The 24,236-nt window shown below is 62.8% G+C and carries 17 protein-coding genes; 6 read left to right on the top strand and 11 right to left on the bottom strand.

The window, feature by feature from the left end; all coding sequences use genetic code 11:
* Positions 1-20 precede the first annotated feature (20 nt).
* The 6 genes from infB (at position 21) to CSV86_RS30020 (ending at position 7,487) form a co-directional block, all read left to right on the top strand.
* Positions 21-2,540, top strand: coding sequence for a translation initiation factor IF-2 (gene infB / locus CSV86_RS30045; protein WP_009404300.1), 2,520 nt, complete (start codon positions 21-23; stop codon positions 2,538-2,540).
* Positions 2,541-2,662: 122 nt separating this feature from the next.
* Positions 2,663-3,064: a 30S ribosome-binding factor RbfA gene (rbfA, locus tag CSV86_RS30040; protein ID WP_009404301.1), complete on the top strand. Its 402-nt coding sequence runs from the start codon at positions 2,663-2,665 to the stop codon at positions 3,062-3,064.
* Positions 3,065-3,067: 3 nt separating this feature from the next.
* Positions 3,068-3,985 (top strand): tRNA pseudouridine(55) synthase TruB, encoded by a 918-nt coding sequence (gene truB / locus CSV86_RS30035; RefSeq protein WP_009404302.1) that lies wholly within the window; start codon positions 3,068-3,070, stop codon positions 3,983-3,985.
* 148 nt (positions 3,986-4,133) lie between these two features.
* A complete protein-coding gene (gene rpsO / locus CSV86_RS30030; protein WP_009404303.1) occupies positions 4,134-4,403 on the top strand; it encodes a 30S ribosomal protein S15 in 270 nt (89 codons plus the stop codon).
* A 253-nt stretch (positions 4,404-4,656) separates the two neighbouring features.
* A complete protein-coding gene (gene pnp / locus CSV86_RS30025) occupies positions 4,657-6,762 on the top strand; it encodes a polyribonucleotide nucleotidyltransferase (protein WP_009404304.1) in 2,106 nt (701 codons plus the stop codon).
* Between the two features lie 371 nt (positions 6,763-7,133).
* Complete coding sequence (locus CSV86_RS30020) at positions 7,134-7,487, top strand: BON domain-containing protein (RefSeq protein ID WP_009404305.1); 354 nt, start codon at positions 7,134-7,136, stop codon at positions 7,485-7,487.
* A gap of 112 nt (positions 7,488-7,599) precedes the next feature.
* Here CSV86_RS30020 and CSV86_RS30015 read toward each other — a convergent pair whose 3' ends face one another.
* The 11 genes from CSV86_RS30015 to CSV86_RS29965 form a co-directional block, all read right to left on the bottom strand.
* Positions 7,600-10,527 carry a DUF748 domain-containing protein gene (locus tag CSV86_RS30015; RefSeq protein WP_009404306.1) on the bottom strand — a complete coding sequence of 976 codons (2,928 nt, stop codon included), beginning with the start codon at positions 10,525-10,527 and terminating at the stop codon, positions 7,600-7,602.
* 99 nt (positions 10,528-10,626) lie between these two features.
* Positions 10,627-11,643 carry a class I SAM-dependent rRNA methyltransferase gene (locus CSV86_RS30010; protein ID WP_009404307.1) on the bottom strand — a complete coding sequence of 339 codons (1,017 nt, stop codon included), beginning with the start codon at positions 11,641-11,643 and terminating at the stop codon, positions 10,627-10,629.
* Positions 11,644-11,721: 78 nt separating this feature from the next.
* Entirely contained in the window at positions 11,722-12,900 is a 1,179-nt protein-coding gene (locus CSV86_RS30005) for an acetyl-CoA C-acetyltransferase (RefSeq protein WP_009404308.1), read from the bottom strand.
* Positions 12,901-13,105: 205 nt separating this feature from the next.
* Complete coding sequence (locus CSV86_RS30000) at positions 13,106-13,978, bottom strand: oxygenase MpaB family protein (RefSeq protein ID WP_009404309.1); 873 nt, start codon at positions 13,976-13,978, stop codon at positions 13,106-13,108.
* 58 nt (positions 13,979-14,036) lie between these two features.
* On the bottom strand, positions 14,037-15,971 hold the full coding sequence (acs, locus tag CSV86_RS29995; protein ID WP_009404311.1) for an acetate--CoA ligase: 1,935 nt from the start codon (positions 15,969-15,971) through the stop codon (positions 14,037-14,039).
* A gap of 131 nt (positions 15,972-16,102) precedes the next feature.
* Complete coding sequence (pgi, locus tag CSV86_RS29990; RefSeq protein WP_009404312.1) at positions 16,103-17,767, bottom strand: glucose-6-phosphate isomerase; 1,665 nt, start codon at positions 17,765-17,767, stop codon at positions 16,103-16,105.
* Positions 17,768-17,933: 166 nt separating this feature from the next.
* A complete protein-coding gene (gene panC, locus CSV86_RS29985; protein ID WP_009404313.1) occupies positions 17,934-18,791 on the bottom strand; it encodes a pantoate--beta-alanine ligase in 858 nt (285 codons plus the stop codon).
* On the bottom strand, positions 18,788-19,588 hold the full coding sequence (panB, locus tag CSV86_RS29980; protein ID WP_009404315.1) for a 3-methyl-2-oxobutanoate hydroxymethyltransferase: 801 nt from the start codon (positions 19,586-19,588) through the stop codon (positions 18,788-18,790). Before panB ends, panC begins: the two co-directional genes overlap by 4 nt.
* 605 nt (positions 19,589-20,193) lie before the next feature.
* Positions 20,194-20,673 (bottom strand): 2-amino-4-hydroxy-6-hydroxymethyldihydropteridine diphosphokinase, encoded by a 480-nt coding sequence (folK, locus tag CSV86_RS29975; RefSeq protein ID WP_009403749.1) that lies wholly within the window; start codon positions 20,671-20,673, stop codon positions 20,194-20,196.
* Entirely contained in the window at positions 20,670-22,058 is a 1,389-nt protein-coding gene (locus CSV86_RS29970; RefSeq protein WP_009403751.1) for a polynucleotide adenylyltransferase PcnB, read from the bottom strand. Before CSV86_RS29970 ends, folK begins: the two co-directional genes overlap by 4 nt.
* A 726-nt stretch (positions 22,059-22,784) precedes the next feature.
* Positions 22,785-24,224: a sigma-54-dependent transcriptional regulator gene (locus CSV86_RS29965; protein ID WP_009403753.1), complete on the bottom strand. Its 1,440-nt coding sequence runs from the start codon at positions 24,222-24,224 to the stop codon at positions 22,785-22,787.
* Between the last annotated feature and the right edge of the window lie 12 nt (positions 24,225-24,236).

Here is a 24,236-nt window from a genome sequence, read left to right as displayed (position 1 = left end):
TGGCCTGAGGAGAGAAGTGCATGACGCAAGTCACGGTGAAAGAATTGGCCCAAGAGGTCGCTGCACCGGTAGAGCGCCTGCTGCAGCAGATGCGTGAGGCAGGTCTGCCGCACACCGACGCCGGTCAGCTGGTGAGCGATAGTGAAAAGCAGGCTCTGCTGACCCATTTGAAAAGCAGTCACAAGGCGAAAGTGGAAGAACCGCGCAAGATCACCTTGCAGCGCAAGACCACCAGCACCCTGCGTGTTGCCGGCAGCAAGAGCATCAGCGTAGAAGTACGCAAGAAGAAGGTTTTCGTCCAGCGCAGCCCGGAAGAGATCCAGGCCGAGCAGAAACGCGAGCTGGAAGAGCGCCGCGCCGTCGAAAACGCAGCCCGCGAGAAGTCCGAGGCCGAAGCGCGTCAACGCGCCGAGGAAGAGGCTCGTCGCCAGGCGGCTGCCGACAAGGCTGCAGCGCCCGCAGCGCCAGCTCCGGCCGCCCAGCCAGCCGCTCCGGCGCCTGCCCCGGCAGCTGTCGAAGCTGCTGCTCCGGCTCCGACCGCCGAGCGCAAAAAAGACGACAACCGTCGCAACGACCGCACCCGTGACGACGACCGTCGTGGTGGCGAGCGCCGCAACGAAGCGCCGCGTGTTTCGGTCAAGGTCAAGGAGAAAGAGAAAGCTCCGACCCCTCGTGCTGCCCCACGTACCACCGACGAGGAAAGCGATGGCTTCCGTCGTGGCGGCCGCGGCAAGGCCAAGCCGAAGAAGCGCAACGCCCACGGTTTCCAGAGCCCGACCGGTCCGGTTATCCGCGACGTGACCATCGGCGAGACCATTACTGTTTCCGAACTGGCGCAACAGATGTCGGTCAAGGCCGCTGAAGTCGTCAAGTTCATGTTCAAGCTGGGCACTCCGGTGACCATCAACCAGGTGCTCGACCAGGAGACCGCTCAACTGGTCGCCGAAGAGCTGGGTCACAAGGTCACCCTGATCAGTGACACCGCCCTGGAAGACTCCCTGGCCGAATCGCTGAAGTTCGAAGGCGAGAGCGTTTCCCGTGCACCGGTCGTGACCGTCATGGGCCACGTCGACCACGGCAAGACCTCGCTGCTCGACTACATCCGTCGTGCGAAGGTCGCTGCCGGCGAGGCTGGTGGTATCACCCAGCACATCGGTGCCTACCACGTGGAAACCGACCGCGGCATGGTCACCTTCCTCGACACCCCGGGCCACGCCGCGTTTACCGCCATGCGTGCCCGTGGTGCCAAGGCTACCGACATCGTGATCCTGGTGGTTGCGGCGGACGACGGCGTGATGCCGCAGACCGTCGAAGCCGTCCAGCACGCCAAGGCTGCCGGCGTACCGCTGGTGGTTGCGGTGAACAAGATCGACAAGCCGGGTGCCGACCTCGATCGCATCCGCAACGAACTGGCCGTTCACGGCGTGACCTCCGAGGACTGGGGTGGCGACACTCCGTTCGTCAAGGTTTCGGCGAAGATGGGTACCGGTGTCGACGAACTGCTCGAAGCCGTTCTGCTGCAGGCCGAGATCCTCGAGCTCAAGGCGATGCCTACCGCTCCAGGTCGTGGTGTCGTGGTCGAATCGCGTCTGGACAAGGGCCGCGGCCCGGTCGCTACCGTGCTGGTTCAGGACGGTACCCTGCGTCAGGGCGACATGGTCCTCTGCGGCTCCAACTACGGTCGCGTTCGCGCCATGCTCGACGAGAACGGCAAGCCTGTTAAGGAAGCCGGCCCGTCGATCCCTGTCGAGATCCTCGGCCTGGACGGCACTCCGGATGCCGGTGACGAACTGAGCGTGGTGGCTGACGAGAAGAAGGCCCGTGAAGTCGCGCTGTTCCGCCAAGGCAAGTTCCGCGAAGTCAAACTGGCTCGTGCTCATGCCGGCAAGCTGGAAAACATCTTCGAAAGCATGGGCCAGGAAGAGAAGAAGACCCTCAACATCGTCCTCAAGGCCGACGTTCGTGGTTCTCTCGAAGCCCTGCAGGGCTCCCTCGGTGGCCTGGGCAACGACGAAGTACAGGTTCGCGTGGTCGCCGGCGGTGTCGGTGGTATCACCGAGAGCGACGCCAACCTGGCGCTGGCTTCGAATGCGGTCCTGTTCGGCTTCAACGTGCGTGCCGATGCCGGTGCGCGCAAGATCGTCGAGCAGGAAGGTCTGGATATGCGTTACTACAACGTGATCTACGACATCATCGAAGACGTCAAGAAGGCCCTGACCGGCATGCTCGGCAGCGATGTTCGCGAGAACATCCTGGGTGTCGCCGAAGTGCGTGACGTATTCCGTTCGCCGAAGTTCGGCGCCATCGCCGGTTGCATGGTCGTGGAAGGTACGGTCTACCGTAACCGCCCGATCCGTGTACTGCGCGAAGACGTGGTCATCTTCGAAGGCGAGCTGGAATCGCTGCGTCGCTTCAAGGACGACGCGTCCGAAGTCCGTAACGGCATGGAGTGCGGTATTGGCGTCAAGAGCTACAACGACGTCAAGATCGGCGACAAGATCGAGGTCTTCGAGAAAGTCCAGGTGGCTCGTACGCTCTGATGCGCGAGCTTGGAAGCGCCAGGCAGGTGGCCGCATGGCCCCGCTGGATGCTCTGAACGCAACGCCCGGTCAGGCTTCATGCCTGGCCGGGCGTTTGCCGCTTTAGTTACAGGTAGCAAGACATGGCAAAAGAATATAGCCGTACCCAACGTATCGGCGATCAGATGCAGCGCGAGCTGGCCCAGCTGATTCGTCGTGAAGTGAAAGACCCGCGCGTCGGCCTGGTTACCATCACCGCCGTCGATGTCAGTCGCGATGTCGGCCATGCCAAGGTGTTCATCACCGTCATGGGCCAGGAAGGCGACGATGCGATCCAGCAAAGCCTGAAGGTCCTCAATTCCGCCGCCGGCTTCCTGCGCATGCAGCTTGGTCGCGAAATGAAGCTGCGCAGCGTGCCGCAACTGCATTTCCACTATGACGAAAGCGTCAGCCGCGGTGCCCACCTGTCGGCCCTGATCGAGCGCGCCGTTGCCGAGGACAGCCTGCACCAGAGCGCCGACGCTCCGGACAGCGACAAGGAGTAACCGGTGGCCCAGGTCAAACGCATCCGCCGTAACGTCAGCGGCATCATCCTGCTCGACAAACCGTTGGGGTTCACGTCCAACGCCGCGTTGCAGAAGGTCCGCTGGCTGCTCAACGCCGAGAAGGCCGGACACACCGGCAGCCTCGATCCGCTGGCTAGTGGCGTTCTGCCGCTGTGCTTTGGCGAAGCCACCAAGTTCTCCCAGTACCTGCTCGATTCCGACAAAGGCTATGAGACGGTCATGCAACTGGGTCAGACCACCAGTACTGCGGATGCCGAAGGCGAAGTGCTGCGCACCCGCGATGTGACCGTTGGTCGCGCGGACATTGAAGCGGTTCTGCCACGATTCCGTGGTGAAATCAGCCAGATACCGCCGATGTACTCGGCTCTCAAGCGTGATGGCCAGCCGCTGTACAAACTGGCCCGTGCAGGGGAAGTAGTGGAGCGTGAAGCGCGTTCTGTTACTATTACCCGCTTGGAACTGCTGGAGTGCGAAGGCACCCGGGTTCGCCTGTCGGTCGGCTGCAGCAAAGGCACGTATATTCGCACCTTGGTCGAGGACATCGGCGAGGTACTGGGCTGCGGTGCTTATGTCGCGGAACTGCGCAGGACCCAGGCCGGACCGTTCGAGCTGGCCCAGACCGTGACCCTCGAAGAACTCGAGGCGGCCCACGCCGAAGGTGGCAACGAAGCGATCGATCGCTTCCTGATGCCTTCCGACAGCGGTCTGCAGGACTGGCCGTTGCTGCAGTTCTCCGAGCACAGTGCTTTCTACTGGTTGCATGGTCAGCCGGTACGTTCGCCGGACGCGCCGAAATTCGGCATGGTCCGCGTTCAGGATCACAACGGTCGCTTCATCGGTATCGGTGAAGTGAGCGAAGACGGGCGCATCGCGCCGCGTCGACTGATTCGGTCGGAATGATCGAAACCGTCAGTGCAGGGCCTTGGCCTGGTACTGGGGACACGAGGGTGGCTGTCAACAGGCATGGTCACACCTCATTTTCTTAATACAGGGCTTGTCCCTGGCCTGTTGGGAACCTTCGGGTTTCCGTTGATTTGGAGAAAGCCAAATGGCACTCAGCGTTGAAGAAAAAGCTCAGATCGTTGCCGACTATCAGCAAGCCGCCGGCGACACCGGTAGCCCGGAAGTGCAGGTTGCCCTGCTGACCGCCAACATCAACAAGCTGCAAGGCCACTTCAAGGCCAACGGTAAAGACCACCACTCCCGTCGTGGCCTGATCCGCATGGTTAACCAGCGTCGCAAGCTGCTGGACTACCTGAAAGGCAAAGACACCACTCGTTACAGCGCCCTGATCGGTCGTCTGGGTCTGCGTCGCTAATAGCGGCCCGACCAGTGGTGTGCGCGGCGTACTGCGGTCGTCAGCCGGGGGCTTCGGCTCCCCGGCACGCGAACGCACCCCGCGTATCCGAGAGGTTGGTTGGCTGTTCCGCCGGAGCGCTTAGCGCGATGGCAGGGCAGGCTCCCAACCTCTAGTTTTATCTGGACGGTCAATGGGGCCGATTCCCCGTTCTGCCCAAGAATTCGCAAGAAACCAGTTCCCCCAAGTGCAACTGAAGAGAAGGTAGGAAACCGTGAACCCGGTAATCAAGAAATTCCAGTTCGGTCAATCGACCGTAACCCTCGAAACGGGCCGTATCGCCCGTCAAGCGTCCGGTGCCGTACTGGTCACCGTCGACAATGATGTCACCGTGCTGGTCACCGTTGTCGGTGCCAAGCAGGCCGACCCGGGCAAGGGCTTCTTCCCGCTGTCCGTCCATTATCAGGAAAAGACCTACGCCGCCGGCAAGATCCCTGGTGGCTTCTTCAAGCGTGAAGGCCGTCCTTCCGAGAAAGAGACCCTGACCTCGCGCCTGATCGATCGTCCGATCCGTCCGCTGTTCCCCGAAGGCTTCATGAACGAAGTGCAGGTCGTCTGCACCGTCGTCTCCACCAGCAAGAAGACCGATCCGGACATCGCTGCGATGATCGGTACCTCGGCTGCGCTGGCCGTTTCCGGCATCCCGTTCGAAGGCCCGATCGGCGCCGCCCGCGTTGCCTTCCACGAAAGCACCGGTTACCTGCTGAACCCGACCTACGAGCAACTTGCTGCCTCCAGCCTGGACATGGTCGTGGCCGGTACTTCCGACGCCGTACTGATGGTTGAATCGGAAGCCAAGGAACTGACCGAAGACCAGATGCTGGGCGCCGTGCTGTTCGCCCACGACGAATTCCAGGCCGTGATCCAGGCCGTCAAGGAATTCGCCGCCGAAGCCGCCAAGCCGACCTGGGACTGGAAGCCAGCGGTTGCCAACACCGAACTGCTGAACGCCGTTCGTGCCGAGTTCGGCGAAGCCGTTTCCCAGGCCTACACCATCACCGTCAAGGCCGACCGTTACGCCCGCCTGGGCGAGCTGCGCGACCAGGCGGTCGCCAGGTTCTCCGGCGAAGAAGGCCAGCCTGGCGCTGGTGAAGTGAAGGACATCTTCGGCGAGATCGAATACCGCACCGTTCGCGAAAACATCGTCAACGGCAAGCCACGTATCGACGGCCGCGACACCAAGACCGTTCGCCCGCTGAACATCGAAGTCGGTGTTCTGCCGAAGACCCACGGTTCCGCACTGTTCACCCGTGGCGAGACCCAGGCCCTGGTCGTTGCAACCCTGGGTACTGCCCGTGACGCACAGTTGCTGGACACCCTGGAAGGCGAGAAGAAAGACCCCTTCATGCTGCACTACAATTTCCCTCCGTTCTCGGTGGGCGAGTGTGGTCGCATGGGCGGTGCTGGCCGTCGCGAAATCGGTCACGGCCGTCTGGCCCGTCGTTCGGTCCAGGCCATGCTGCCGGCTGCCGACGAGTTCCCGTACACCATCCGCGTCGTATCGGAAATCACCGAATCCAACGGCTCCAGCTCCATGGCTTCGGTCTGCGGTGCTTCCCTGGCCCTGATGGACGCCGGTGTACCGATGAAGGCGCCGGTTGCCGGTATCGCCATGGGCCTGGTGAAGGAAGGCGAGAAGTTCGCCATCCTGACCGACATCCTGGGTGACGAAGACCACCTGGGCGACATGGACTTCAAGGTCGCCGGTACCGCCAAGGGCGTCACCGCGCTGCAGATGGACATCAAGATCAACGGCATCACCGAAGAGATCATGGAAATCGCCCTGGGCCAGGCCCTTGAAGCGCGCCTGAACATCCTCGGCCAGATGAACCAGGTCATCGCCCAGTCCCGCAGCGAGCTGTCGGAAAACGCGCCGACCATGATCGCGATGAAGATCGACACCGACAAGATCCGCGACGTCATCGGCAAAGGCGGCGCGACCATCCGTGCCATCTGCGAAGAAACCAAGGCTTCGATCGATATCGAGGACGACGGCTCGATCAAGATCTTCGGTGAAACCAAGGACGCCGCTGAAGCTGCACGCCAGCGCGTACTGAGCATCACCGCCGAGGCCGAGATCGGCAAGATCTACGTCGGCAAGGTAGAGCGCATCGTCGACTTCGGTGCCTTCGTCAACATCCTGCCGGGCAAGGACGGCCTGGTGCATATCTCGATGCTGAGCGACGCTCGTGTCGAGAAGGTCACCGACGTGCTGAAGGAAGGCCAGGAAGTCGAAGTGCTGGTACTGGACGTGGACAACCGCGGCCGTATCAAGCTGTCGATCAAGGACGTTGCTGCTGCCAAGGCATCGGGCGTCTGAGTCCTCGCGACCTTAGCTGAATGAAGGGCCCTTCGGGGCCCTTTTTTTATGCATTCTGAATGCTTGCACCAACCCCTGTGGGAGCTGGCTTGCCAGCGATTGCTATGGTGAATTCACTGCAGCAATCGCTGGCAAGCCAGCTCCCACAGGGTCGGTGTTGTGCTTTCGGGTTTGGTAACTTGCATCTTGCAAGCGAAACGGCAGCCCACTTTGCAAATTGCACGATCCAGCGAAACCTCTTAATTCGTAAGTTACTGTTTTTAAACGATTTTATTTGGATAAAAAACTGGCACAGCCCCTGCAATAACTCAGGTACACCTGCCGCCAGGACATGTCGGCGCAGGCCCTTTCGAAAAACAGGAGTGTCTCGTATGAAGAAGTTCGCTATCGCTGCTGCCACCGCTACTGCCCTGACCCTGACCCTGGGCAATGTCGCCTTCGCTGCTCAACAGTCCACCCAGGCTCCGATGATGCTCGCAGCCGGTGAAGTGACCAAAGCGAAGGAAGCCACTTCCGACACCTGGATCACCACCAAGGTCAAAGCCGACCTGGTCACCGAGAAAGGTATTCCAGGTACCGACATCAAGGTCGAGACCAACAAGGGTGTGGTATCGCTGTCCTCCGACGTGGCCGTGACTTCGGCGCAGAAAGACACCGCCGTTGCCATCGCCAAGAAAATCAAAGGCGTACAGGCTGTTTCGGCTGATGGCCTGAAAACCAACTGATAATGGTTTGTTCCGCTCGCTGATCCTGACGGTTCATGCGACAGCCCAAAAGGATTTGGGCGCCCCGAGCCCCGGCCATGCGCCGGGGCTCACTTTTTTGGCTGGCGGAAAATCACTCTGCGTCGAGATGCAATGGAGTGATGACCCGCCCGTCGGATTCGGCTTCGCCCAGGCTGGCATCGATGAAATAGACGCGGTCATCCTCCAGCTTGCCCTTGTCCACCAGATAGTCCTTGATGCTGCTGGCCCGCGCCTGGCCCAGTTGACGAAGCAGAACGCTGCTTTCCGCCCAGCTCATCAGCACCGCGTCACGCATGTTGGCAATGCGCTGCTTGGTGTCCAGTTGCTCCCATTCCTTGGGTGGCTGTTGTTTCAGGCGGGAGCGGTAGATGCCCTCGAGCATGGCCGGCTTGTCATCTTCCGGCACCTGAAGCATCGAGGCCTGGGCTGGTACCTTGTCGCCACGTCGCTGCAGCATCTTGTAATAAGTGCTCTGGTATTCCCTTTCCAGGCGCTGCCCGGCGATCAGCGGGCCATCGCTGCTCTGGGCGCTGGTGCCTTCGATTTCCAGACGCAGGGTCGGGCGCTGCTGCAGGGCGGCGGCGAGCTTGTCCAGCGAGCCTTGGGCGTCCGCAGTCAGATCGCTGGAGCCGGGGGTGAAGGCGACGGTGCCAAGGTCTTCGGAACCGCCGCCGGCGATCAGCCCGCCGATCAGCTTGAACGGCGCCTGTACCGCGCGCAAAACCAGGTTGCGCAACGTCTGCCAGACAATCGGCATTACGCTGAACTGCGGGTTGTTGAGATCGCCGGTGACCGGCAATTCGATGGAGATCTTGCCTTCGGTGTCCTTCAGCAGGGCGATCGCCAGGCGGATTGGCAGGTCCACGGCATCCGGGCTGTCGACTTTCTCACCCAATTGCAGTTGCTCCACTACCACCTTGTTTTCGGCCTTGAGCTGGCCGTTGGTAATCAGGTAGTGCAGATCGAGGTTGAGCCGGCCCTTGCGAATGCGATACCCGGCGAACTTGCCGGAGTAAGGGGTCAGGGTGGTCAGCTCGACCCGCTTGAAGCTGGTGGCAATATCCAGGCTGGCCAGCGGGTTGAAGGGATTGAGCGCGCCCTTGATGGTTACCGGCGCATAGCGGTCGACCTTGCCTTTCACATCGACCTTGGCCGGAACCGGCTGGCGGTTGTCGATGGTCCCGATCTGGCCATTGAGCTGCTGGATGGCGGTGGCGAAGTTCGGCGTCAGGCTAAAGTCGGCAAAGTTTGCCGAGCCGTCATTAATGGTGATCTGGCCAATGCGTATGCCCAGCGGCTTCTCGTTGCTGGCCGCAGTCCTGGCCTGGGGCGTGGTCTCTTTGCCGGCGGGCTGCGGAATCAGCAGGTCGTCGATGTTGGTGGTACGGTCCTCGTTGATCATGAAGCGCGCGTAGGGCTGTTGCAGATCGACCCGGCCGATGCTCAGCGCGTCGCCGTGACGGTAGTCGATACCGCTCAGGTCAAGTTGTTGCCATTTGACGAAGTCGCGGTCCTTGATGGTGTCGAGGGTGTGCATCTGGTTGACGCGGGCCTTGCCGGCGACGGTGAAGGCCAGCGGCTCCGTGCTCTTCAGATCGAGGTCGAGATCGGCACCGAGCATGCCGCTGCGCAATTCCAGGCGGATGAACGGGCTGATGTAGGCCTGGGCAATGCGCAGGTCGATGTCCTGGGTGCTGACTTTCAGCTTCGCCTTCACGGGGGCCAGGTTGACCTCGCCGGCTGCTTGCAGCTTGCCCTGCTTGCCGACGCCGCTATCGAGCCTGAGCGTGAAGGGCGACTGGTTGAGGCTGTCGAAGTTCTGCAGGTCGGCGTTCAGCGGGCCCACATCCAGGGAGACCGGCTCTTTCCGGGTACGGTCAGCGAGGTGAACCCGGTAGTTGCGCACCTGGGTGTCCTTGAGCAGCACCTGCCAGGGTTTGTCCTCCACGGCCTGTTCTTTCGGCGTAGGTTCGGCGGCGGCGGGCTCGGCCTTTTGCTTTTCGGTGGCCTTGGGCGGCTGGCTGGCGAACAGTTTCTGCCAGTCCAATTGCCCATCGGCCTCCAGGGCGGCCCAGGTTTCCAGCTGCTCACTGCGGATCTTGCCGACGGTGACCAGTTGCTTGGCCAGGTCGATGGAGGTTTCGCTGACATCCAGCCTGGCCAAGCGTGCCAGCGGCCGGTCGTCCGGGGCCTTGATGGCGAAGGAAGACACGCTCAGCGCCACGTTCTCCAGCAGCAGCTCGGTCTGCTTGCCGAGGCTGAAGTTGTAGTCGCTTTGCAGGTTCCAGGTGCCATCCTCGAGCACCAGCGGTGCGGCATCGCGAACGTAGGGCCAGAAGGCTTTCATCTTGGCATCGCTGACTTTCAGCGAGCCCTTGGAGGCGATCGGCGACAGGCTGAAGGTGCCGGTCCAGTCGATCTGGCCACCGTTGGGGCCGGTAGCTACCAACGTCATGTCGGTGTTGTCGTCAGGCAACGTGCTGAGGTTCTTCAACTCCAGGTTCATCGCATCGTAGAGGAATTCGATCGGCTCGCTCGGGCGGGCATCCTCGAAATGCAGGTAGCCGTCGCTCAGGCGGATGCTGCCGATGCGCAGTGGAAACGGTTCGCTGGCCGGTTCCTCGGGCTTGGATTCGCTGGGAGGGAGCTTGAACAGATTGACCAGGTTGAGTTGTCCATCCTTGGCGAACAGTACCTCGGTACGTGGCTTGACCAGCTCGACCCGCTCCAGGTGCAAGGCCTTGGTCCATAGGCTATCCAGTTGCAGGTTGGCATAAAGCTTCTCGAAGCCGAGTTGTTCCTTGCCCGGCTCGCCGATCTGCAGGCCCCAAACAGTCAACTCAAGGCTGAACGGGTTGAGTTCGATGCGCTGTAGGTGGGCGGGAACGGTGGCGTACTGCGCCAACTGCTGGTTGGCAATTCGCAGGGCAACGCCGGGGAGGATGAAGAAGCCGAGAAGGCTGTACAGGGCAAGCGCAACCAACAAGGCGCCGAGGGCGCGTTTCAATCCTTTGGGCATGTGCGGCATCTGCGTGGAGAGCGGGACGCTTAGAGTATGGCAGGTAAATGGAGTTCCGAAGGCTGTCGGAGCGATCCGACAGCCACGCCATACAAATCTTTAAAGATGCAACACCAGGGTTTTCAGCGGCGGGCGGGCGTCCAAGGAGGGGAAGTCGGCTGCCGGGGTGATCACCTGCCATTCCCGCACCGGGCGTCCGGCCTTTTCGGCACAGCGCAATACCAATTCACGCCAATCGTCCATGTCGACCTTGGCCAGGTTGTTATTGCAGATCAGCACGCCGTCCTGCGCAGTAGTCAGCAGTGCCGGCTTGAGCAGGCTCTGGTAGTCGCGCAACAGGTCCACGGTGCCGAAGGCGCTCTTGGCCCAGGCCGGCGGGTCGAGGAATACCAAGTCGTACTGGCGTGCCTGCAGACGCGGGTAAGAGGGCAGTTTCTGTCCACGGCGCTGGCTGACCGGCAATCCTGCCAGTTGGCGAATGGCCGGGAAGTAATCGGACTGGACGAACTCCATCGGTGTTACCTGCGGATTGAGCGCGCCATTCTCCCGGCCCACGGCCAGGTTGCCTTCAGCGAAGTCCAGGTTGCATACCTCACGGGCGCCGCCCGCCGCAGCGGCAAGACCGACGCCACAGGTGTAGGCGAACAGGTTGAGCACGCGCTTGCCAGCGCTATGCTGCCTGACCCAGCCGCGGGCGTTGCGCAGGTCGAGGAACAGCAGCGGGTCCTGGCCGGCGTGGCGGCCGCGCACCCGGTAGTTCAGGCCCCACTCGTGGCCGACCATATCGGCCAGCGCCTCGTCGCTGGCCTCATGGACGGTGTCATGGCGATCCACCCGGCTATTGCCCCGGGAGCGGTCGTTATAGACCAGGTGCAACTGCTGGCCGAGGAACTTCTCGATGGTCGCGTGCAGGTCCAGCAGGTCGTTCCGCTCCACGGTCTGGTGGAAGCTCTGCACCAGCAACTGTGGGCCATAGCGGTCGGCGGTGAGGCCGGGGGCGCCTTCCTGGCTGCCGTGGAACAGGCGATAGCAGTCGGTGCCCTGGGCATGCAGTTCGGCGAGAAGGGATTGACGGTTGTCGAGGGCGGCGCGCAGCGCCTGGTTCAAGGAAGACATGCACGTGGCCTTGGTTGCGGGCGTGCAGTTTACCAGTTGCGCAACGGGGAGGGGCCGGGCAGCCCCTCCCCGCGTCGATCAGCGTTCGATCGCCAGGGCCACGCCTTGGCCACCACCGATGCACAGGGTAGCGAGGCCTTTCCTGGCATCGCGCTTGATCATTTCATGCAGCAGGGTCACCAGCACGCGGCAGCCGGACGCGCCGATCGGATGGCCAAGGGCGATGGCTCCGCCGTTGACGTTGACCTTCGAGGCATCCCATTGCAGCTCCTTGCCCACCGACAGGGCCTGGGCGGCAAAGGCCTCGTTGGCTTCGATCAGGTCGAGCTGGTCCAGGCTCCAGCCGGCCTTCTCCAGGCAGCGGCGGGTGGCGCTGACCGGCCCGATGCCCATGATCGCCGGATCGACACCGGCATTGGCATAGGCCTTGATTCGCGCCAACACCGGCAGGTTCAGCGCCTCGGCCTTGGCCGCGCTCATCAGCATCACGGCGGCCGCGCCGTCGTTCAGTGAAGAAGCGTTGCCGGCGGTAACGGTGCCGTCCTTCTTGAACGCCGGCTTGAGCTTGGCCAGGGCCTCGGCCGTAGTGCCGGCGCGGGGTTGCTCGTCGGTGGCGAATGCAACCGGATCACCCTTGCGCTGCGGGATCAGGATCGGCGTGATTTCCTCGACGAAGCGCCGGCTTTCGATGGCGGCGGCAGCCTTCTGCTGGGAGGCGGCGGCGAAGGCATCCTGGTCTTCACGGCTGATCCCGTACTTTTCCACCAGGTTCTCGGCGGTGATGCCCATGTGATAGTCGTTGAAGGCATCCCACAGGCCGTCGCTGATCATGCTGTCGATCAGGCTCGCGTGGCCCATGCGCAGGCCGGTGCGGGCACCGGGCATGACGTAGTTGGCCAGGCTCATGTTCTCCTGGCCGCCGGCGATGATGACCTCGGCATCGCCGCAGCGGATCGCCTGGGTCGCCAGGTGCAGGGCCTTGAGGCCGGAGCCGCAGACCTTGTTCAGGGTCATGGCGGGGACTGCGTGGGGCAGGCCGGCCTTGATCGCGGCCTGGCGCGCCGGGTTCTGGCCGGCACCGGCGGTCAATACCTGGCCAAGGATCACTTCGTCGACCTGGGCGCCGTCCAGGCCGGTCTGGGCCAGCAGTTGACGGATCACGGCGGCGCCGAGATCGACGGCGGGAATATTCGCCAGCGCGCCCTGGAAGCTGCCGACCGCAGTACGGGTGGCGGCGACGATTACGACATCTTGCATGCTCTAGTCCTCTGTCTTGTTCGTTTTGACGTTGAGTCTGCGGTGGGCTCGCGCATAGTGGCACAGATGGGCAGGTCGGGGCAGTGGTGACTTTGATGGCCTCATCGCTGGCAAGCCAGCTCCCACAGGGTTTTGTGTTGACCACAGGACTTATGTTCGACGCGGACACTGTGGGAGCTGGCTTGCCAGCGATGAGGCCATCAAGTCACTGCAGACCCATCCGCCGCCGCGCCCGATGCACCGAGCCATCCCGCATCGCCCAGCGCAACACCGGCCCGACCAGCGCATTCATGCCCAGATCGACCACCCGCTGCTTCACCGGGCCCAGCCTCAACCCGAGCATGTCGCCGGCCCAATCGGGCAGCAGGCCGATCCCCGCCTGCATCATCAGGTTCCCCACTGGCCGGGCTATCCGGCTTGGCGCCGGGGCATTCAGTAGCACCTGCACCACCTCGCGGCTGCGCTCGTCGCAAACCAGTTGCGGGCGCACCCGGCGCAGATAATCCGCCACCTCCTGCCGCGACCTGGGCACATCCCGCGCTCCCAGCCGCTCGGCGATCAGGGCGATTTCGCTGTAGTAGGCATCCTGCGCCGCATCGGCCATGTGGCGGTTGCGGTAACGCAGGTGGGCGGCGAGGAAGCTGCGTACCTCGGCGACATGCACCCAGGTCAGCAGGTCCGGGTCACTGGCGGCGTAGGGGGTTCCATCGGCAGCGTTGCCGGCGACCTGCAGGTGGATGGTCTTGACCCGTTCGATCAGCCATTCGGCATCGTTGGTTGCGCCAAAGGTGGTGCCGGAGATGAACTGGCTGGTGCGGCGCAGCCTGCCGAGCATGTCTTCGCGGAAGTTGGAATGATCCCAGACCCCGGCCAGGGCCAGTGGGTGAAGCATTTGCAGGAGCAAGGCGCTGATTCCGCCTGCCAGCATGCTGGGGAAATCGCCGTGTACCTGCCAACTGAGGCTCTGCGGGCCGAACAGGCCGGGGTCGCCCTTGGGGTTTTCCAGGTCGAGTTGGCCGAGGGACAGGCCGGTGAGGCTGAGGAGCTGGGTTTCGATGCGGCGGCGTAGGGCTTCCATGAATACCTTTGGGCTCAGGTCGCTGGGGCCGCAAAGCGACCCCAAAATACCCGGTATATCAGGTATTCAGGCGCTTATCGATCAACCCCTGCACCACCGAAGGATCCGCCAGCGTCGAGGTATCCCCCAGGTTCTCCAGCTCGTTGCAGGCAATCTTGCGCAATATCCGCCGCATGATCTTGCCCGAGCGAGTCTTGGGCAGCGCCGGTGCCCACTGGATCAGTTCCGGCTTGGCGAAGCTGCCGATCTCCTTGCTCACCAGCGCCAGCAGCTCCTTCTTCAGCGCTTCGTCCGGTTCGACCCCGTTCATCGGCGTGACAAAGGCGTAGATGCCCAGGCCCTTGAGATCATGGGGATAACCCACCACGGCGGCCTCGGCGATGCTGTCATGCAGGACCAGCGCGCTTTCCACCTCGGCCGTACCGATGCGGTGCCCGGAAACGTTGATCACGTCGTCGATCCGCCCGGTTATCCACAGGTCGCCCTGCTCGTCGCGGCGCGCGCCGTCGCCGGTGAAGTAATAGCCGGGGAAAGGTTTGAAGTAGGTGTCGATCATCCGCTGGTGATCGCCATATACGCTGCGGATCTGTGCCGGCCAGCTGGCCTTGATCGCCAGCAGCCCGGCGCCGGGGCCTTCGATCAGCTTGCCTTGCTCGTCGAGCAGTACCGGCTGTACGCCGAACATGGGTCGGGTCGCGCACCCGGGCTTGATATGCCGGTTGCTGATCAGCGGGGTGAGCATGATGCCGCCGGTTTCGGTCTGCCACCAGGTGTCGACGATAGGGCAGCGCTGCTCGCCCACGGCATTGAAATACCACTCCCAGGCTTCCGGATTGATCGGCTCGCCAACGCTGCCGAGCAGGCGCAGGCTTTTGCGCGAGGTGCCCTGCAGTGGCCCCTGGCCTTCGCGCATCAGGGCGCGCAGGGCCGTCGGCGCGGTATAGAAGATGTTGACCTGGTGCTTGTCCACCACTTGCCAGAAACGTGAGGCGTCCGGGTAGTTCGGCACACCCTCGAACATCAGGCTGGTAGCACCGTTGGCCAGCGGCCCGTAGACGATATAGCTGTGCCCGGTGACCCAGCCGACATCGGCGCTGCACCAGAACACCTCGCCGTCGCGGTAATCGAATACCACCTTGAAGGTCATCGTCGCCTGCAGCAGATAACCGGCACTGGTGTGCAACACCCCCTTGGGCTTGCCGGTGCTGCCGGAGGTATAGAGGATGAACAGCGGATCCTCGGCATCCATCGGCTCCGGTGGGCAGTCGTCGCCGGCACCGGCCGTTGCGTCGTGGTACCAGAGGTCGCGCGGTTCGCTCCAGTCCACCTTGCCACCGGTACGCCGTACCACCACGACGCTGCTGACATTCGGGCAACTGGCCAGGGCCTTGTCGACGTTCTGCTTGAGCGGGACGGTCTTGCCACCGCGTACGCCTTCGTCAGCGGTAATCACGGTGCGGCAGTCGGCATCGAGAATGCGGTCGCGCAGGGCATCCGGTGAGAATCCGCCGAATATCACGGAATGGATCGCGCCGATCCGTGCACAGGCCAGCATGGCGAAGGTCGCCTCCGGAATCATCGGCATATAGATGCACACCCGGTCGCCTTTCTTCACGCCGCGCTGCTTGAGCACATTGGCCAGGCGGCACACCTGCTGGTGGACCTGGCGGTAGGTGAGGGTGGCCGAACGCGAGGGGTCGTCGCTTTCCCAGATGATCGCCGGCCTGTCGCCATGTTCCTCAAGGTGACGGTCGAGGCAGTTGTAGCTGACGTTGAGCCGGGCGTTCTTGAACCAAATCGCCTTGCCGCTGCGGATATCGCAGTCCTGCACGGTGCTCCACGGGCTGATCCAGTCCAGCCGGCGGGCCTGTTCGGTCCAGAATTGCTCGGGGTGCTCGATGGATTGGCGATAAAGGCGATCATAGTCGCCCTGGCTCAGCTCGGCGGCACGGCTGACGGCATCGGCATGGGGGAATCGACTGATATCGAACATGGGCACGACCTGTCCTGTTGTTATGGACGGCGTTGCCTTCGTCGACGACGCGGGGAAGCCTTTCGAAGGCAGCCGGGGGTGAGGACAGTGTAGCCGCTGCCCCGGCCATGCCCGGGGGCGGCGACCGGGGGTCAGCCGCGGTGACGGCCGCGGAAGTAGTTGATCAGCCCCTGGGTCGAAGCGTCTTCTGCCGGCTCCTCGATACCGCCGATCAGGCGCTGGTAGACGCCCTTGCCGAGCTCCTTGCCCAGTTCCACGCCCCACTGGTCGAAGGCGTTGATACCCCAGATCACGCTTTGCACGAAAACCTTGTGCTCGTACATTGCAACCAGGGCGCCAAGACGGCGCGGGCTGATGCGTTCGACCACCAGGGTGTTGCTCGGGCGATTGCCCGGGATCACCTTGTGCGGCGCCAGCCTTTGCACATCGGTTTCGCTCATGCCCTTGTCGCGCAGCTCGGCCTCGGCTTCGGCGCGGGTCTTGCCGAGCATCAGCGCCTGGCTCTGCGACAGGCAGTTGGCGTACAGCCACTGATGATGGTCGGCGACCGGGTTGAAGCTCACCACCGGGACGATGAAGTCCGCCGGGATCAACTGGGTGCCCTGGTGCAGCAACTGATGGTAGGCGTGCTGGCCATTGCAGCCGACGCCGCCCCAGATCACCGGGCCGGTGTCATGGGTGACCGGTGTGCCGTCCTGGCGCACGTGCTTGCCATTGGACTCCATGTCCAACTGCTGCAGGTGCTTGGTGATGTTGCGCAGGTAGTGGTCGTACGGCAGGATCGCATGGCTTTGCGCCCCCCAGAAGTTGCCGTACCAGATACCGAGCAAGGCCAGCAGCACCGGCATGTTCTGCTCGAACGGGGCATTCTGGAAATGCTGGTCCATGGTGTAGGCACCGGACAGCAGTTCCTTGAAGTTGGCGGTGCCGATGGCCAGGGCGATCGGCAGGCCGATGGCCGACCACAGCGAATAACGTCCGCCGACCCAGTCCCACATCGGGAAGATGTTCTCTTCGCGGATGCCGAAGGCGACGGCCGCCGCCTTGTTGCTCGACACGGCGATGAAGTGGCGGTACAGCTCGGCTTCCGAACCGCCCTGGGCCAGGTACCAGGCGCGAGCGGCCTGGGCGTTCTTCAAGGTTTCCAGGGTGTTGAAGGATTTCGAGGAAACGATGAACAGCGTGGTTTCGGCGCGCAGGTTGGCCGACAGCTCATGGAACTCGCTGCCGTCGATATTTGCCAGGTAGTGGCAACGCACGCCGCGCTGGGCATAGGGCAGCAAGGCCTCGGAAACCAGTTCCGGGCCGAGGAAGGAGCCGCCGATGCCGATGTTGACCACGTCGGTGATCGGCTTCTCGCTGTAGCCGCGCCACAGGCCATCGTGGATCTTGCCGACCAGCTCGGTAACCTGGTTGAGCACTTTATGCACGTCCGGCATCACGTTGACGCCATTGACGCTCAGTTTGTCGCCCACCGGACGGCGCAGCGCGGTGTGCAGTGCCGGACGGCCTTCGGAGGCGTTGACGATCTCGCCGGCGAACAGTGCCTGGATGGCTTGCTGCAGGCCCACTTCATTGGCCAGCCCGACCAGCTTGTCGCGGGTCTCGGCATTGATCAGGTTTTTCGAGTAGTCGAGGAACAGGCCACAACTGCTCAGGGAAAACTGGTTGAATCGCTGCGGGTCGGCGTTGAAGGCCTCGCGCATGCTGAAATCCTGCATGGTTTCGCGGTGTTGCTGGAGTGCCTGCCAGGCTGGCAGTGCGGTGACATCATGAGGAGTACGGTAATACGCCATCGCTGCAGGGTTCCTTGATTGCTTGAACTGCCTTGGACACGGAGAACGTGTAGCCGTTACCGGCCCGTCGCGGATTATTTCGCGACGGGCCGGTAAAAGCCATTGAGATATGTCATTTCGCTACAGCCTGTTCACCGGGCGTCCTGGCCCGGTGTGTCCCGAGAGCTTAGTTGGCTTCGAGATTGAGGTGCAGGTTATCGATCAGGCGGGTAGGGCCAAGATAGGCGGCGACCAGAATGACCAGATCGTGGTCGTTGGCGAGGGCGGGGCGCAGGTCGACGGCGTGACGGACTTCCAGGTAGTCGGGCTTGAGGCCGGCGTCGATCAGCGCCTGCCGACCCTCGGCGATCAGTGCCGGGAAATCGCGACGGCCCTGGCGGATACCATCGGCCAATTGGCTCAGGGTGCGATAGACCACGGGGGCGATGGCACGCTGCTCGGCATTCAGGTAACCGTTGCGCGACGACAGCGCCAGGCCATCCTCGGCCCGTACGGTCGGCTCGCCGATGATCTGGATCGGCATGTTCAGGTCGCGGACCATGGCGCGGATTACCGCCAGTTGCTGGAAGTCCTTCTGGCCGAACACTGCGATGTCCGGCTGGACCATGTTGAACAGCTTGCTGACCACGGTCGCCACGCCTTCGAAATGGCCCGGGCGGCTGGCGCCACAAAGCCCTTCGGACAGTTGCGGGACGCTGACCCGGGTCTGCACGGCCATGCCGTCCGGGTACATTTCGTCCACGGTCGGGGCGAACAGCAGGTTGCAGCCGGCCTCGAGGAGCTTTTCCTGGTCGGCGGCGAGGGTTCGTGGATATTTGTCGAGGTCTTCACCGGCGCCGAACTGCAACGGGTTGACGAAGATGCTGGCAACCACGAAATCAGCGCGCTGGGCGGCCTTGGTCACCAGCGCGGAATGGCCGCTGTGCAGGTTGCCCATGGTCGGCACGAAGGCGATGCGCTTGCCTTCGCCGCGGGCACGGGCGACGGCGGCGCGCAGTTCAAGGACGGTCTTGACGGTATTCATGCGCTGAACCCGTGTTCGCTGCCGGGGAAGCTGACGTCCTTGACCGCTTGCACGTAGGCTTGCAAGGCGCTCTGGATGTCCGGCTGGCCGGCCATGAAGTTCTTCACGAACTTCGGCGCACGACCGCTCAGCGACAGGCCCAGCATGTCGTGCAGGACAAGGACCTGGCCGTCGGTGGCGCTGCCGGCGCCAATGCCGATCACCGGGATGCTCACCGCCTGGGTGATTTCCGCAGCCAGCTCGCTTGGTACGCATTCCAGCAGCAACATTGCGGCACCGGCCTGCTCCAGGGCGATGGCGTCCGCGCGCATCTGGCGTGCCTGGTTTTCCTGACGCCCCTGGACCTTGTAGCCACCGAGGATGTTGACCGCCTGCGGGGTAAGGCCCAGGTGCATGCACACCGGCACGCCGCGATCGGCCAGCTGGCGTACGGTCTCGCCCAGCCAGGCCGCGCCTTCGAGCTTGACCATGTGCGCGCCGGCACGCATCAGCTCGGCGCAATTGGCGAAGGCCTGGTCGGCGGTGGCATAGGCCATGAATGGCAGGTCGGCGAGGATCAGCGCACCTTCGTTGCCGCGCTTGACGCTGGCGACGTGGTAGGCCATTTCCGCATTGGTCACCGGCAGGGTGCTGTCGTGGCCCTGCAGGACCATCCCCAGGGAGTCGCCAACCAGCAGGATCTCGACGCCGGCACGGGCCGCCGCCTGGGCGAAGGTCGCGTCGTAGCAGGTCAGCATGGCGATTTTTTCACCCTTGGCCTTGAGGGCCTGGAGAGTGGTCAGGGTTACGTCTGGCATGAAAAGCAATCCTCGTTCAGGCGCTGTGAAAAACCACTGCGTACAACGCATGTATTCATCTTCTGGAACGGCACATCATCGAGTGTGGTGTTTGGGTCAAATCCGTTCCCGGCCTTGTATACGGCACGGTCGTGCCACGGGACGCCTATAGTCGTGAGCGCGCGGGGGAAGTCAATTACGGTGTTACCGCATTGTTACTGGCGTTACCGGTGGGAGCGCATGTCGGAACATCTTCAGTGCCCTCAAGACCGAGCGCCGCCCGCGCGGCGCATCGCTGGCAAGCCAGCTCCCACATTTGTTGCAACGCGCCATGGCCTGTGAGATCCCCGCTGTCAGTTTTTGGATGTTCGATGATCCACCGTGGGGAGGCCGTTGGGCACGACACGGTATCGCGCCTTACAAACAAGGCGATCACTATGGCCTGACAGGCATAGGTACGTTGCAACAAATGTGGGAGCTGGCTTGCCAGCGATGCGCCGCGCGGGCGGCGCTCGATCTCGAGGGCGCTAAAAAAGTATCGTCATGCACAGCGATGCGCCGCCTGAGCGCCACAGAGCTCCAGGCAAGCACATGCACGCCAGGACGCAGCTTTCAGCCAAGCCCTGCTACAGCCGCTCCAGCCCGACGAACGGGCAATCTGCCAACAGTGATGCAAGGGTGCGTTGGTCCGCCAGACGGAAGTCTTCTGGCACCAGTTCGGCAAGGGGATAGAGCACGAAGGGGCGGGCGTGCATGTGGTAGTGCGGCACTTTCAGGCGAGGCTCATCAATCACCTGATCGGCATAAAGCAGGATGTCCAGGTCGAGCGTGCGCGGGCCCCAGCGCTCCTTGCGCTCGCGGCCCTGGTCGGCCTCGATGCCTTGCAGGGCGTCGAGCAGGTCGAGGGGGGCGAGGCTGGTGTCCAGCGCGGCCACGGCGTTGGTGTAGCGCGGCTGGCCCGGGGACAGGGAATCGCTGGCATAGAAGGACGAGACGCCCGCCAGTCGCGTATCCGGCAACTGCGCCAGCGCGTCGAGGGCACTGCGCAGTTGCGCCTGGGGGTTGGCCAGGTTGCTGCCCAGGCCGATGTAGGCGCGCTGGGTCATTCGCCAGCGCCACCGTCGGCGCGACGTCGCTTGCCCGGGCTGCGCTTGCGTTTGCGCGGGCCGGCACCGCTGCCGTCTTCGCGGCCGCCGAGGTCGCGGATCATGTCGCGGCGCTCGCTTTCATTGCATTCCTGGTAATCGGTCCACCACTGGCCGAGGTCATCGGTGTCTTCGCCGGCGCTTTCGCGCAGCAGCAGGAAGTCATAACCGGCACGGAAACGCGGATTGTCCAGGAGCAGGTCGGCACGTTTGCCGCTGCGACGCGGCAGGCGTTCCTGCATATCCCAGATTTCACGGATTGGCAGGGTGAAGCGCTTGGGAATGGCGATGCGCTGGCACTGTTCGAAGATCAGCTGGTGGGCCGCTTCGTTCATTGCCGGGATCGGCGGCATGCCGCGGCCCTGCAGCTGCAGGGCGCGTGCTGGCAGGGCAGGCCAGAGCAGGGCGGCGAAAAGGAAGGCCGGGGTGACCGGCTTGCCTTGTTTCACTCGCAGGTCTGTGTTGATCAGCGCGTTGCTGATCAGCGTGTGGGTGTAGGTCGGCTGCTCTTCGAGGGCCTCGGCACTGGCAGGGAACAGCGGGTCGAACAGTTGCAGGTCGACCAGCATCTCGAAGGTGTCGGCTGCATGGCCGGACAGGAATAGCTTCAGCGACTCCTCGAACAGCCGCGCCGCCGGGATTTCCCGCAGCATCGGCGCCAGTTCGCGGATCGGCAGCACGGTATGCTTTTCGATGCCGAAGTTGAGCTTGGCAGCGAAGCGCACGGCGCGCAGCATGCGCACCGGGTCTTCCTGGTAACGCTGGGTCGGATCGCCGATCAGGCGGACCAGGCGGTTGCGCACATCGTGCACGCCGTTGGCGTAGTCGAGGATGCGCTCGCTGACCGGATCGTAGTACAGCGCGTTGATCGTGAAGTCACGGCGCTGGGCGTCGTCCTCCAGCGTGCCGTAGACGTTGTCACGCAGGATCCGTCCGCTTTCGTTGCGGGACGACTGGTGACTGTTTTCTTCTTCGTCAGTCGGATGGTTGGCACGGAAGGTCGCGACTTCGATGATTTCGCGACCGAAATGCACATGAACCAGCTTGAAGCGCCGGCCGATGATGCGTGCGTTGCGGAACTCGGCACGGATTTGCTCGGGCGTGGCGCTGGTGGCGACGTCGAAATCCTTGGGGGTGATGCCCAGGAGCAGGTCACGTACGCAGCCACCGACCAGGTAGGCCTGGTAACCGGCGCTTTGCAGGCGCTCGACGATGTTCACCGCGTGACGGCTGAATTGATGACGTTGCAGCGAGTGCTGCGAATGGTTGATCACCTCGGGCGTGGTGCGCTTGTGGTGCTGGACGCGCGCCGGGGGACGGAAAGACTGGAACAGCTTCTTCAGCATGGGATGCACTGTTTGAAGGAATTTTCGGCCAGAAAGGAAGAATGGCCGCATGATGGGCACGGATTCTAGCATTTAGTCGGAAAAGGGTGTAGGCACCCGAGAAATGGGCTGGTAATGCTGCGCAGAGGGAGTGCCAGAAGGCGGAAACTACAAGGGGAGCCGAAGCTCCCCAAGAAGTAGTTGCGTGCTCTTATTGTTTTTTTGTCGGGCTTCTTGTTTTTGTTCATGCCCTGATCCACTGAATGCCCTGGGGCCTGTGGACTGTCTCCCTAACCGGGAGTACAAGAGCAAACGGATTGCTTTGGTCGCTGACGTTGCGATGACCTTTCGATCCAACCAGTTCAGGTTCTGCTTGAGTGCAGTTTTTGTTGTTCTCTACCTGGTTGTGGGGCAAGCCCCAAACACAACTCCTCTCCAAAAGAATCAGTTAGCTGCGCCTCCGCCGTCTTGTTCTTATTGTGCGTGAGCCGATTCGTCTTATTTTTATTGTGTTTTGCAGTGCTTGTTATTGTTCTTGTACCGAACATATAGCAGGTGCCGTGCCAACTTTTGCAAAGCCCAGTAAAACAAGGGGTTGGCACGGTCGTGGGGCATTATCGAGGCGTAAAAAACCGGGGTTTCGTTACCGTAAGCCCCGGTTTCTGTTACGGCGTCGCCGTGAGGTAACAGTTTTTGGCAGAAACGCGGTGTTACCGAATGAGGGTGACACCGTGTCGCACCCTCCCGTCAGCTTTCGCTGGTGGCCCCGCTCTTGCGCCTTGGAATGCCCAGGCGCTGGCGGCGTTCCCACAGGCATTTGCGGCTTACCCCGAGCTTGCGTGCCAGCTCGGTTTCGGTCATGTGGTCCTGGTGTTCGAGAACGAAGTGCTGGAAATAGTCCTCCAGCGACAGGTCCTCGGTAGGCTCATGGCTGGCGGCGTTGGCCTGGCTGGCGATGGCCGGAAGGGTGTCGAAGGCGTCGTCGTCTTCCAGGTCACCCAGTTCGATATCGATGCCCAGCAGGTCTGCGGAAATCTCCGGGCTCTCGGAAAGAATCACCGCACGCTCCACTGCGTTTTCCAGTTCACGTACGTTCCCCGGCCAGGAGTAATGACGGATCGCCTGCTCGGCATCGTGGGCGAACTTCAGGTCGTTGCGTCCGATTCGGGCCGCCTGGCGGGCGAGGAAGGCATTGGCGATCTCGTTGACGTCGGCGCCGCGTTCGCGCAGGGCGGGCAGTTTGAGGGCGATGACGTGCAGGCGATAGTAAAGGTCCTCGCGGAACTGACCGACCTTGGCCAGGTTCTTCAGGTCGCGGTGGGTGGCGGCAATCAGGCGGACATCGACTTTCTGCGACTGTACCGAACCGACCCGGCGGATCTCGCCTTCCTGCAGTACACGCAGCAGGCGGGCTTGGGCTTCCAGTGGCAGTTCGCCGATCTCGTCGAGGAACAGGGTGCCACCATCGGCAGCTTCCACCAGGCCGGCGCGGCCGGCACTGGCGCCGGTGAACGCGCCCTTCTCGTGGCCGAACAGCTCGGATTCGATCAGGGTTTCCGGGATCGCCGCGCAGTTCACCGAGATCATCGGCGCCTTGGCCCGACGCGAGAGATTGTGCAGGGCACGGGCCACCAGCTCCTTGCCGGTGCCGGATTCGCCCTGGATCAGGACATTGGAATCGGTGGGCGCCACCTTGCGGATCTTGCTGTACAGGTCCTGCATGGGGGCGCAGGAACCGATGATGTCGATTTCGCCGTTGGCATTGGCCGTGCCAGCCGCCTTGTCCGCGGCAGGCGCCTTGGCGTTGCTGCGTTCCACCGGCGCCGCCGGCGCATTCTGCCGGTCGCGCAGGATACGGGCGACGGCCTGGAGCATTTCATCGTGGTCGAACGGCTTGGCGATGTAGTCCACCGCGCCCATCTTCATCGAGTCGACCGCCGAGCGCAGGCTGGCATAGCTGGTCATGATCAGCACCGGTGTGCCCTGGCCCAGCTTTATCAGCTCGGTACCGGGGGCACCCGGCAAACGCAGGTCGCTGACGATCAGGTCGAAGGTGGCGATGCTGAACCGCTCCTGGGCTTCCTGCACCGACCCGGCCTCGCTGACCTGGTACTGGTTGCGTTCCAGCAGGCGGCGGAGGGCGGAACGGATGATGGTTTCGTCTTCGACGATCAGAATATGAGGCATTGATTCAATTCT

The organism is Pseudomonas bharatica CSV86 (assembly GCF_000319305.2).
Classification (GTDB): domain Bacteria; phylum Pseudomonadota; class Gammaproteobacteria; order Pseudomonadales; family Pseudomonadaceae; genus Aquipseudomonas; species Aquipseudomonas bharatica.
The sequence above is the reverse complement of the archived record's forward strand: the minus strand, read 5'-3'. Positions and strand labels throughout refer to the sequence as shown.